The sequence below is a fragment of the Arthrobacter sp. SX1312 genome (assembly GCF_002929295.1).
Lineage (GTDB): Bacteria > Actinomycetota > Actinomycetes > Actinomycetales > Micrococcaceae > Arthrobacter_D.
Genome location: NZ_PJIM01000001.1, coordinates 115,090 through 126,559, shown reverse-complemented (window position 1 = coordinate 126,559; position 11,470 = coordinate 115,090). Strand labels below are relative to the sequence as shown.

8 protein-coding genes are annotated in these 11,470 nt (G+C 72.0%); 3 read left to right on the top strand and 5 right to left on the bottom strand.

What is annotated here, in order from left to right:
• The first annotated feature begins 70 nt into the window (after positions 1 to 70).
• On the top strand, positions 71 to 1,390 hold the full coding sequence (locus CXQ92_RS00530; protein ID WP_104164334.1) for an MFS transporter: 1,320 nt from the start codon (positions 71 to 73) through the stop codon (positions 1,388 to 1,390).
• 47 nt (positions 1,391 to 1,437) lie between these two features.
• Positions 1,438 to 1,857: a metalloregulator ArsR/SmtB family transcription factor gene (locus CXQ92_RS00525; protein ID WP_104166565.1), complete on the top strand. Its 420-nt coding sequence runs from the start codon at positions 1,438 to 1,440 to the stop codon at positions 1,855 to 1,857.
• A 158-nt stretch (positions 1,858 to 2,015) separates the two neighbouring features.
• On the opposite strand, the gene CXQ92_RS00520 is transcribed toward CXQ92_RS00525, so the two are convergent.
• The 5 genes from CXQ92_RS00520 to CXQ92_RS00500 form a co-directional block, all read right to left on the bottom strand.
• The gene (locus CXQ92_RS00520) at positions 2,016 to 3,167 is read right to left on the bottom strand and encodes a TerC family protein (RefSeq protein ID WP_104164332.1); all 1,152 of its coding nucleotides are present in this window, start codon (positions 3,165 to 3,167) and stop codon (positions 2,016 to 2,018) included.
• Positions 3,168 to 3,346: 179 nt separating this feature from the next.
• A complete protein-coding gene (locus CXQ92_RS00515) occupies positions 3,347 to 4,396 on the bottom strand; it encodes an N-acetyltransferase (RefSeq protein WP_181033505.1) in 1,050 nt (349 codons plus the stop codon).
• Between the two features lie 97 nt (positions 4,397 to 4,493).
• Positions 4,494 to 8,174 carry a thiol reductant ABC exporter subunit CydC gene (gene cydC / locus CXQ92_RS00510; protein ID WP_104164330.1) on the bottom strand — a complete coding sequence of 1,227 codons (3,681 nt, stop codon included), beginning with the start codon at positions 8,172 to 8,174 and terminating at the stop codon, positions 4,494 to 4,496.
• Complete coding sequence (cydB, locus tag CXQ92_RS00505) at positions 8,171 to 9,193, bottom strand: cytochrome d ubiquinol oxidase subunit II (RefSeq protein ID WP_104164328.1); 1,023 nt, start codon at positions 9,191 to 9,193, stop codon at positions 8,171 to 8,173. Before cydB ends, cydC begins: the two co-directional genes overlap by 4 nt.
• A 105-nt stretch (positions 9,194 to 9,298) precedes the next feature.
• Entirely contained in the window at positions 9,299 to 10,873 is a 1,575-nt protein-coding gene (locus CXQ92_RS00500; protein WP_104164326.1) for a cytochrome ubiquinol oxidase subunit I, read from the bottom strand.
• 224 nt (positions 10,874 to 11,097) lie between these two features.
• Here CXQ92_RS00500 and CXQ92_RS00495 point away from each other — a divergent pair, with 224 nt between their 5' ends.
• Complete coding sequence (locus CXQ92_RS00495; RefSeq protein WP_104164325.1) at positions 11,098 to 11,466, top strand: BlaI/MecI/CopY family transcriptional regulator; 369 nt, start codon at positions 11,098 to 11,100, stop codon at positions 11,464 to 11,466.
• Positions 11,467 to 11,470 lie beyond the last annotated feature (4 nt).

Genomic DNA, 11,470 nt, shown 5'->3' with positions numbered 1-11,470 from the left:
ATGTGACCACGTGCGTACTGGTGCACTTATGCTGAGGTAACGTACTCCTGCTCGAGACGGGTCCTCCGCCATGCTGTCCGTCCTACGCCGTCCCGCGTACCGGAATCTCTTCACCGCCCAGGTCGTCGCCCTGCTGGGGACGGGCCTGCTGACCGTGGCGCTCGGCCTGTTGGCCTTCGATCTTGCGACCGGTCGGGCGGGCGCGGTCCTGGGCACGGCATTGACGATCAAGATGGTCGCCTACGTCTTCGTGGCACCCGTCATGGCGGCGCTCGTCGACCGCCTCCCCCGGAAGGCGGTCCTCGTGGGCGCGGATCTGGTGCGCGCGGCGATCGCCCTGAGCCTGCCGTTCATCGACCAGGTCTGGCAGGTCTACGTTCTGGTGTTCGTCCTGCAGTCCGCGTCGGCGACCTTCACCCCGGCGTTCCAGGCCCTCATCCCGGTGGTGCTGCCCGAGGAGAAGGACTACACGAAGGCGCTGTCACTGTCCCGGCTCGCCTACGATCTCGAGTCCCTGGTCAGCCCGCTGCTCGCTGCGGCCCTCCTGACGGTGATGACGTTCCACGCCCTGTTCGTGGGAACCATGCTCGGCTTCCTGGTGTCCGCGGCCATGGTCCTCGCGACCGCCTTGCCGGCGATCCCGCCGGCGGTGCAGCAGGGCTCCCTGCTGCACCGCACCACCCTCGGCAGCCGGATCTTCCTGCGGGAGCCACCCCTGCGCGGGCTGCTGGCCCTGGACCTCGTCGTCGCGGCCGCCACGGCCCTCGTGTTGGTCAATACGGTCGTCTACGCGCGGGACCTCTTCGGCGGATCGAACACCGACGTGGCGATCGCCCTGGCGTCCTTCGGTGCGGGCTCCATGCTCGTCGCCTTCCTCGCGCCGCGCGTCCTGGAGCGCACGCCCGACCGGACCTTCATGCTCATCGGCGCAGCGGTCCTGACGGCGGGACTGCCGGCCGCGGCCTTCCTCGCCCTGACCGAGCAGAGCCGGGTGCCCCTCACCGGCACTTCGTGGGCGATCCTGCTCGGCCTGTGGTCCGTCCTCGGCATCGGCACCTCCATGATCAGCACCCCCTCCTCGCGGCTGCTGCGCCGCGCCGCCACCGACAGCACCCGGAGCTACCTCTTCACCGCCCAGTTCTCCCTGTCCCATGCCTGCTTCATGCTCACCTACCCCGTCGCCGGTTGGGTGGGCGCGGCCGCGGGCCAGGCCGTGGCCGCCCTGACCCTCGCGGCACTCGCGCTCGCGGGCACCGTCGTCGCCTTCGTGGTGTGGCCGTCGGGGGCCCGGGACGGCCACGCTCCGACGTCGGGGGCCCGGGACGGCCACGCTCCGACGTCGACGACGCCGGACGGGCGAACGGCCCGGCCCGCGGGCGGCGGACGGTAGGTCAGGACACCACCGCAGGCGCCGGGAAGGGAAGGGACGTGGTCGGCATGGGCGGACAGACGGGCGGACATCTGGGTGGGGAGTCCGCCGACCCCCGGGGGCCCGCCGCTCCGGACGACGGCCCGCAGGGCGGGCCGAGCCTCGTCCACCCGGTGGAGCCGGACGCCGAGCGCCTCGAGGCCGGCGCGGCGACCTTCCGGATGCTGTCGGATCCGACCCGCCTGCACATCCTCTGGATCCTCACCGGCGGGCCCGCCGACGTCGGGAGCCTCGTTGCTGCCACCGGCGCGAACCGGACGGCCGTGAGCCAGCACCTGGCCAAGCTCCGGCTCTCCGGGCTGGTCTCCACGCGGAAGGATGCGCGCAACGTCATCTACAGCATCGTGGACGGACATCTGTCCCGCCTCATCCTCGAGGGCATGAACCACGCCGACCACCGCGTGACCGGAGAGCCCGTCCACGAGTAGCCACCCGGGACCGGGTCCTCGGACGGGACGGTCAGGGCGAGCCCGCGGCGCAGGACGAAGGCGGGGAGGATGCGCCATGAGTTCGCTGGTGCTGCCGGCCCTGGCGCGGCCGCGCGGCGCGCTGACCCCCACCCGCTCGGCAGCCCTCCGCTCCGGCGTCATGACCGGCGGTCCATGCCGCTCGTCCCGCCGTCCGCGGGCTCGCCCTGATCCGGCCCCGGGCCGGGCGTCGGTTGCGCGTCGTCGCCCGTGGACATCTCCGGCCCGCCGTCCCGGCCGGCCCGAGCCCGCGCCGTCGAGCCGCGGCGCCCGCCCTGGAGCGGCTGGAGGGCGGCCATCTCCTCCTCGCCGGCGGTGCGGAAGGGGGCGACGGCGGGTCCCGGCAGGTCCCGCCGTGCCTGGCCGCGGGTGGCGACCAGGCTCGCGACGACGGCGGCGGTGAGGATGGTGGTGATCACTGCGAGGGAGATCGGCGTGGGGATGTAGTAGAGGTCGATCTTGAGGGCCATCTTGATGCCCACCCAGACGAGGACCAGGGCGAGCCCGACCTTCAGGTACACGAAGCGGTGGATGAGGTCGGCCAGCAGGAAGTACATGGCGCGCAGGCCCAGGATCGCGAACGCGTTCGCGGTGAAGACGAGGAACACCTCGTCGGTGACGGCGAAGATCGCGGGGATTGAGTCGACGGCGAAGACGATGTCGGTGACTTCCACCAGGACGAGGACGGCGAGCAAGGGGGTGGCGAGCAGGATCCCGTTCTTCCGGATGAGGAACCGCTGGCCGTGGAAGGCGTCCGTCGTGGGCACGTACCGGCGGAAGAGCTTCAGGGCCCGCGACTTCGACGGATCGATGTGCTCGTCGCGCTGGACGAGCATCCGGTACCCGGTGAAGAGCAGGAAGGCCGCGAAGACGTAGAGGACCCCGGAGAAGTTCTGGATCAGCACCGACCCGGCGGCGATGAAGATCCCGCGGAAGACCAGGGCGCCGAGGACCCCGAAGAACAGGACGCGGTGCTGGTACTCGCGGGGGACGGCGAAGAACGTGAAGATGATCGCCCAGACGAAGACGTTGTCCACGGCGAGGGACTTCTCGATGAGGTAGCCGGCGAAGTACTGCTGCCCGAACCCGGCGCCCCAGACCCGCCACACGATGATCCCGAACACGATGCCGCAGAACACCCACACGCCGGACCAGGCGGCCGCCTCGCGGACGCTGATGACGTGGGCGTACCGGTGTGCGACGAGGTCGACGACGAGCATGAGGAGGATGAAGCCGATGACGGCGAACCAGACCCAGAGGGGGACGTCCATGAAGTGCCTTCCAGTCAGTGGATACCAACTGGAGGTCTCTCCCGGCCACCCGGGTGGCCCTGTCCGCCGGAGGGTGCCGGGACCCTCGTAGTGACGACGAACCGGATGTGGGGATACTCCCCTCCGTGCCTACGAGTGAACCACAGTCCGCGCGCCGAGGGGAAGAGGTGGGGGAAGGGTCAGGCGGGGCGCACGTGCAACGGCAGGTCGAACACGATCGACCGCTGGGTCGGGACGTAGCCCATGCGCTCGTACAGGCCGAGCGCCCCCGAGGGGTTCTCGGTGTCGACGCCGAGCCCTGCGTTCTGCATGCCCGCCGCGCGGTACCGCCTCATCGCCTCGGCCAGCAGGGCCGGGGCGAGGCCGCGACCCCGCCAGGTCCGCCGGACACCGAGGAGGTCGGTATAGCCCTCCGTGCGGCCGAGCAGCCGCTGGGAATCGGGATCGTAGCTGGACAGCTGGTAGGCGACGACCTCGCCCGTCGAGGGGTCCAGGAGCGCGAGGCTCCAGTCCGCACGGAACTCCGGGTGGCTGACGGTGAACTGCCACGATTCCTGATCGCGCGGCTCGCTCCCCCAGTGGTCCTGGAAGGCGTCGTTGTGGGCGAGGCGGACCAGCTCGGAGATGCCGCGGTCCGCGCCCTCGGCGAAGGTGAGGAGCTGCAGCCCCTCGGGGAAGGTGAGGTCGGGGATGGGCTGGTCCAGCGGCCTTGTCATCTCCGTGAAGTAGCGGACGATGCTGCTGCCGCTCGCGGTGAGCAGCGCCAGGTGCGAGGGGTTGCGCTCCTCGACGTAGTTCCGGAAGACCCCCTCCGTGTGTCCGGTCTCCCGCAGCCGCATCTCCGCGCGCCAGGCCTGCCAGGCGAGGACGGCCCGGCCGATACCGCGGCCGCGCCACGCGTGGTCGACCCCGCCGGCGCCGTGGATGAGCGACGAGCCGGGATTCCGCGACAGGCGCCCGAAGGCCCGCGGCTCGCCGTCGCCGTCGAACCCGGCGACGGTGTCCCTGCGGGGATCGTTCTTCGAGGCCCGCAATGCCTGCTCGAGGTCGGCGCGCTCTTCCACCCAGTCCGGCTGGTCCTGCTCCGCGATGCGCCGGATGAGCGCATGCCAGCGGGGGATGTCGGCGTAGGTGAGCGCCCGCCACTGCAGCCCGTCGGGCAGCTGTGGAGCATCCGGTGCCGGGGTGTCCGCACCGGCGTCGTGGCCGGGCGTGGAGGGCGTGTTCATGGCCCCAGCGTATTCCAGGAGGAGCGCGCCCACCCTCACCCGGGGTAGGACGGAGCAGTCCGTGGCGTACCCGGCCGGCCTGGCGTGGCCCCGCCGGTCAGGCGTCCACCCCCCGGGACGTCCGGTCGTGGACGGCGCGGGCGTCCAGCGCCACGACGTCGTCGCACCGTGCGGCCTCCGCGGGGTCGTGCGTCACGAGGAGTACGGCGGTGTCGGGGAGTCCCCGCCGCAGATCCTCGAGCAGCGACCGGGCGCCGTCGGCGTCGAGATGGGCGGTGGGTTCGTCCAGGAGGACGACGCCGGACCGCGTGAGCAGGGCGCGCGCCACGGCGAGCCGCTGCCGCTGCCCGCCGGAGAGCCTGGATCCTCCCGCCCCGGCGGGTGCATCCAGCCCGTCGTCGAGCCCTTCGACCAGGCCGGTCAGTCCCACGGCACCGAGGACGGCGTCCAGCTCGGCGTCCGTGGCCGGGTCGCCGGGCGCACGGGCGAGCTGCAGGTTGGAGCGCAGGCTGGAATCGAAGAGATGGCTTTCCTGGGGGCACCAGGCGATGCGCGGTGTATCGCCGTCGTTCCCGGGCTCCCCGTTCACGAGGAGTGTCCCGCGTTCGAGGGGGAGGAAGCCGAGGAGGGCACCGATCACCGTGGACTTGCCGCTGCCGGAGGGACCCGTGAGCCCGGTCCAGCGCCCCGGTGCCAGCTCGAGGTCCAGGCCGGCGACCACGGGGCGCCCGGGCTCGTAGCCGATGCTCGCCCGGCGGAGCGCGGCGGATTGCGCGGGCGGGCCGCCGATGCTGCCGTCCGTGTGCTGCAGGCCCTCCTCCCAGCCGGCAGGGCTGAGGTGCGGGAGGATCCGGCCCGTCACGGCCGCCAGTGGACCCCAGTGCTGCACGGCGGACGTGCCGGCGACGAACGGCTCGATCAGGGCGAGCTGCATGAGCACCAGGACGGCCGTGAGGTCCGCCGGCAGACCGCCCGCGCCGACGAGGATGCCGAGGGAGGCGGTACAGCACGCGGCGACGATCACGGCCGTCGACGCACCCGCCGCCGCGGCCGAACGACGCGCCGCCGCCGCGACCGATTCCCCCAGCTCACGCGTTTCGGCGAGCGCGGGCCGGTGGACGCCGTTCACCCGGAGATCGGGGGCGGCCCGCAGCAGGCTCGTGACGCGTTCGAGGCCCTGGGCCCGCAACCGGACCGCGGCTGCGCCCGCGGCCCGCTCACGCAGGACGGCGACGGCCGGTGCGACGACGAGGGCCGCGACGACGGACAGTGCCTGCCACCCGAGGGAGGCCGGGTGCAGCACGGCCGTCGTGAGGAGCGCGCCGGTGCCGGTCAGCACCGAGACCAGGAAGGGCAGCAGGGCGCGCGAGGACAGGTCCCGGAGCTCGTCGATGTCCCCGACCAGCCGTTCGATGCCCCCGGAGCCCCGGGCGATCGTGCGCCACGACCGCCCGGTGCCGAGCAGACCGGTCCACAGGCGCAGCCGCGTATCGTCCGCCCGGCGGAACACGGCGCGGTGCAGCCAGAGACGTTCCTCGTAGCGCAGGAGGGAGCGGCCGATGCCGAAGAAGCGGACGCCGACGATCGCGGTGAGCAGGTAGAGGATGGGCGGCTGGTCGGCGGCCCGGACGATCAGCCAGCCGCTGAGCGCGGTCAGGGCGACGGCGAAGACCGAGGCGCCGAGCCCGAGCACGGCTGCGGCGAGGAACCGCCGGTCCCACGGCCGGACCAGCGCGAGCACGTCACGGGCCACGTGCGGCCACGACGCCGCAGGGGCGTGCGACCGGCGCCCGACCGCATCCCCGGAGGGGGTTCCGGATACCGCGGATCCGGGCGAGGTGCCGGGAACGGTATGGGCCCGCGTGGTGGGCCGGGTCCCTGCGTAGGGCTCCGCCGGCACGCAGCCGGACCGGACCTCCGGCATCCCCGCCCTCTCCGGGATGTCCGGGATGTCCGGGATGTCCGGGATGTCCGGGATGTCCGGGATGTCCGGGATCTCCGGGATCTCCGCCATGGAGCGGGGCATCGGGCCGGGCGCAACACCGCGCGAAGGCGGCCCGCCGAGGCGCACCTCGGCCGATGCGAGGCGCGCCGTCTCGTCGTCGTGCGCGATCAGCAGGACGGTCAGGCCGGTCCGGCGCTCCATGACGGCTGCGCGGATGGCGCGGGAGGCGTCGTCGTCAACGTGGGCGGTCGGCTCGTCGAGGAGGAGGAGGGTGACGGACGGATCCTGTGCGCGCAGCAGGGCGCGGGCGACGGCGACGCGCCGCAGTTCGCCCGGGCTCAGTTCCGTGCTGCGGCGGTCGGCGAGTCCGGTGGCACCGACGGCGGCGAGCTGGGCGTCGAGGATGGGCGATCCCGCGGGAAGCCCGGCATAGAGGGCGAGTTCGGCGCGAACCGTCTCGAGCAGGAGTTCGGGGTGCTGCGGCACCCAGGCGACCGCGCCGGGCCGGAGCCCTGACACCCGGCCCCCGAGGCGGAGCCCGGGAGGGAGGGCCGCTCCCCCGGCCAGGGCGCGCATCAGGGTGGACTTCCCGGAACCGCTCGGGCCCCGGAGCGCGGTCACCGTCCCGGGCTCGAGCACGAGGGAGATGCCTGGGAGGACCGGCTCGAGGAGGCCGTCGTACCGGGCAGTGAGGCCCTCCACCCGGATGGCGTCCGGTCCACCCGCCCCGCCGTCCGCCTGGCCCGCGCGCACCGGCAGGTCCTCCGGCGGTGCCGCGGAGGCGTCGATGACCGCACGGACGCGGGCGCCGGCCTCCTCCCCGTCCTCGCTGGCGTGGTGGGCCGTACCGACGTCGCGCAGGGGGCCGTAGCACTCGGGCGCGAGGATGAGGGCGATCAGCGCGGTCTCCAGGCCCAGGTCACCGTGGATCAGGCGCACGCCCGCGAAGACCGCGACGACCGCCACCGAGAGGGTGCTGATCAGCTCGAGGGCGAGGGAGGAGAGGAAGACCGTGCGGAGGGTCGTCATGGTGCGGGAGGTGTAGGTGTCGGCGATGTCCCGGAGGGCGCGGGTCTGTTCGGCGGCGCGGCCGAGCCCGACGAGGACGGGGAGACCCCGCGCGAGTTCGAGCAGGTGGTCGGACAGGCGTCCCAGCGCGGTGGTGGCCTGCTGCGTGTGCTCCTGCGTGTGGAGGCCGATCAGCACCATGAACACGGGGACGAGCGGCACCGTCAGGACGACGACGAGCGCGCTGACCCAGTCCGCGGCGAGGATCCGCGCCCCGATGAGCAGCGGGACCACGGCGCATGTGACGAGCGCGGGCAGGTACTGCGTGTAGTACTTGTCGAGCCCGTCGAGCCCTCGGGTGAGCAGCACCGCGAGGGAGCCCGTGCCGCTGCCCGCGGCGGCACGCGTGGTGCCGCCGTCGTCGAGCAGGCGCAGGAGCGCCGCCTCGCGCATCCGCTCCCTGGTACCGAGCGCGAGGCGCGCGGCGGTGGCGTCCTGCCCCCACGCCGCGACGGTGCGCAGTCCGGCACCGAGGACACCCTGCAGCAGCACGCCGCGGACGTCGAGCGAGCCGGCGGCGAGGGAGCCGATACCGAGGGCGAGGGCCTGTGCCAGGAGCACCAGCCCGGCCGCGCGGACGGCGGCCAGGACGCCGAGAAGGTATAGCGCCGACGTCGACCCCGCGGCGCCCGCGGGCCCTCCTGCCCTCAGCGTGGTCAGCGGCGAGACGCGCCGGCCCGCCGGTACGGCGTCGCCTTCCTCCGGGGTGACCGGAACGCGTCCGGCATCCGGCCGGGACACGGCGGTCCCGAGGGCGCCGCTCACAGTGCGGTGACGGCGTGCGCCGCCGGGATGCTCGACTCCGAGACCCGCTGTCGGAAGACCCAGTAGGTCCACGCCTGGTACGCGAGGACGAGCGGCACCCCGAAGCAGGCGACGATGCTCATCAGGCCGAGCGTGTAGGGCGAGGACGACGCGTTCTGCACGGTCAGGTCGAAGGCGGGGTCGATCGTCGACGGGAGGACCACGGGGAACACGGCCCCGAAGATCGACCCGACCAGCGCCAGCATCCCGAGGCCCAGCGCCGCGAACGCGCGGCCGTCACGGCCCACCGACGAGAAACGGTGGGCGGCGGTCAGCGCGCCGACGGCGACGACCACGGCGAGCCAGGTGAGCACCGATCCCGTGTCCAGCTGCACCAGGAGCGCCCACGCGAGGAACGGGAGCATCGCGACCGGCAGGAGCCGGCGGAACAGGCGGTCCGCCAGCATGCGCACGCCGCCGTCGGTCTTCAGGGCGATGAACGCGGCGGCATGGACGAGGCAGAACAGCACGACGGCGGCGGCACCGAGGAGTGCCGGCAGAGTGGCCCAGGCGAAGGCACCGCCCACGCGGTCGCCGTTCGCGTCGAGCGGCAGGCCGGTCGTCGTCAGGGCGAGCGCCGCGCCGATCCCGGCTGCCGCGGCGAACGACCCGAGCGCGATGGCCCGGTCCCAGCCGTTGCGCCAGGTGTCGCTGTGCCGTTTGCCACGCCACTCGAACCCCACGGCCCGGAAGATCAGACCGAGCAGGACCAGCAGGAACGGCAGGTAGAGCGCGGACAGGAGGGAGGCATACCAGTAGGGGAAGGCCGCGAACGTTGCGCCCACCGCCGTCACGAGCCAGACCTCGTTCCCGTCCCACACCGGGCCCACCGTGTTGAGCAGCACGCGCCGCTGGGTGTCGTCACGGGCCATGAGCTTCATCAGCATCCCCACGCCGAGGTCGAAGCCCTCGAGGAAGAGGTAGCCGGACCACAGGACGGCGATCAGTACGAACCAGAGGGTGGGCAGGGCCTCGGTCATCGGGGATCCTTCCGGGCGGTCGAGAGGGGCAGGGAGTCGGGGTGCGGGGCGGTGGCGTTGCCGGGGTGGTGCGGGCGGCTCGCGACCGCGGGCCCGGCGGGCCGGTCAGTAGGCGAAAGCGAGGACATCGCCGTCGTCCTTCCTGCCGCCGTCGGCCCCCGGGTCGCCCTCCGGACGGGCGAGCTCGGGCATCGCGGAGGCGGTGCCGCCGCGGACGTAGGTGACGAGCAGCTTCACCTCGACCACGAGCAGGGCGGCATAGACGAGGGTCAGCAGGACGAGCGAGGTGACCAGCTCCGGGAGGGACACGCCGGGCGAGACCGCCGCTGCGGTGAACATGAAGACGCCGTCGATGCCGGTCGGGTCCGGATTGGGTGCGACGACGAAGGGCTGGCGACCCATCTCGGTGAAGACCCATCCCGCGATGTTCGCCCCGAACGGCGCGAGGATCCCGAAGACCGCCAGCCGCATGAGCCACCGCGATTCCGGGACGGTGCCCTTCCGCAGGACCCACAGGGCGGCGGCGGCCGCCGCGGCGGCGACTGCCCCGAACCCGATCATGATGCGGAATCCCCAGTAGGTGACCTCCATGACCGGCAGGTAGTCGATCTCCGACCCCGCCAGGTCCCCGTACATCGGATCGTCCGGCAGGTGCGTGCCGTACTTCTCCTGGTATTCGGGCAGGAGGGTGTTGACGCCCTTGACCTCGGTGGTGAAGTCGCCGTTGGCGAGGAAGGACAGCACGCCGGGCACCTCGATGACCGCGGTGATGTCCTCACAGCTCTGCGCGCCGAGGTTGCCGACCGACAGGATGGAGAACCCGGTGCCGTCATGGCAGGCCGCTTCGGCGGCCGCCATCTTCATGGGCTGCTGGTCGAACATGAGCTTGCCCTGGAGGTCGCCGGTGATGCCGGTGCCGGCGAAGGCGATCATGGCGACGACGGCGCCGGCCCGTGCCGAGCGGAGCCACACGGTGTGATCCGCCGTGTCCCGTGCACCGCCGCCGTCACCGACGACGACCGTCCCGTCGGGGCCGAGTGTGTCCAGACCGTCGTGGCGCCTCTTCCACAGGTGGTACCAGCTGATGCCGAGGAGGAAGGCACCGGCGACGGCGAGGCAGCCGAAGAGGGTGTGCGGGAAGGCGACGAGGGCGGTGTTGTTGGTGAAGACCGCCCAGGCATCGACCATGACGGGCCGGCCGTCGACCATCTCGACGCCCACGGGGTGCTGCATCCAGGAGTTCGCGACGAGGATGAAGTAGGCCGAGAAGACGGACGCGAGCACCGCGGCCCACAGCGAGAGCAGGTGGACCAGGCGCGGAAGCCGTCCCCAGCCGAAGATCCAGAGGCCCAGGAACGTGGACTCGACGAAGAAGGCCAGGAGCGCCTCCATCGCGAGCGGCGCGCCGAACACGTCGCCGACGAAGCGGCTGTACTCGCTCCACGCCATGCCGAACTGGAACTCCTGCACCAGACCGGTGGCGACGCCCACGATGAAGTTGATGAGGAAGAGCTTCCCCCAGAACTTGGTCATCCGGAGGTAGTGCTCCTGACCGGTGCGGTACCAGAGGGTCTGCATGACGGCCACGAGCAGGCCGAGTCCGATGGTCAGGGGGACCATGACGAAGTGGTAGACGGTCGTGATTCCGAATTGCCAGCGGGCAATCTCCAAGGCTTCCATCGGGCCCTTTCAGCAGTGCGTCGCGCCGATGTCGACGAAACTTCTACGGTCTGTAGAACTTGTTCTTCTACATATCGTAGAACATGCCGACGACACTTCTACACGGAGTAGAATCGTTGGACGGGAGGTTGTACGTTAGAGCTACCACGCTTCAGCATCTCCCTCCCGGGAATGCAGCCTCGTCCCCCGACGGGCGCGGATCGCGATTGATCGAAGGAACGAACATGGCAACGCTCGGAGACCTGGAACGCACAGTGATGGACCTGCTGTGGACGACGCCGGAGGCGATGACCGCCAACGAGTTGCGGGATGCCATCGCCGAGGCGCCGTCGGGAGAAGTGGGGCGTGAACTGGCCGTGACGACGGTCCTCACCGTGCTGTCGCGGCTGGAGAAGAAGGGCCTCGTCAAGCGGGAGCGCGACAGCCGCCCGCACCGGTACATGTCCGTCACCAGCCGCGAGGACCACACGGCGGAACTCATGCACGAAGTGCTCGTGACCGCACCGGACCGCGAAGCCGTGCTCGCCCGTTTCATCGGCAGCGTGTCCGAGGCCGAAGCCCAGACCTTGCGCAAGCTGCTCGGCGGCAGCTGACCCG

What these genes read in the sequence shown, in the direction of transcription:
- CXQ92_RS00520 (WP_104164332.1), bottom strand. Translation starts at nt 3,167, where the DNA reads ATGGACGTCCCCCTCTGGGTCTGGTTCGCCGTCATCGGCTTCATCCTC.
- CXQ92_RS00515 (WP_181033505.1), bottom strand. Translation starts at nt 4,396, where the DNA reads ATGAACACGCCCTCCACGCCCGGCCACGACGCCGGTGCGGACACCCCG.
- CXQ92_RS00500 (WP_104164326.1), bottom strand. Translation starts at nt 10,873, where the DNA reads ATGGAAGCCTTGGAGATTGCCCGCTGGCAATTCGGAATCACGACCGTC.
- CXQ92_RS00530 (WP_104164334.1), top strand. Translation starts at nt 71, where the DNA reads ATGCTGTCCGTCCTACGCCGTCCCGCGTACCGGAATCTCTTCACCGCC.
- cydB (WP_104164328.1), bottom strand. Translation starts at nt 9,193, where the DNA reads ATGACCGAGGCCCTGCCCACCCTCTGGTTCGTACTGATCGCCGTCCTG.
- CXQ92_RS00495 (WP_104164325.1), top strand. Translation starts at nt 11,098, where the DNA reads ATGGCAACGCTCGGAGACCTGGAACGCACAGTGATGGACCTGCTGTGG.
- CXQ92_RS00525 (WP_104166565.1), top strand. Translation starts at nt 1,438, where the DNA reads ATGGGCGGACAGACGGGCGGACATCTGGGTGGGGAGTCCGCCGACCCC.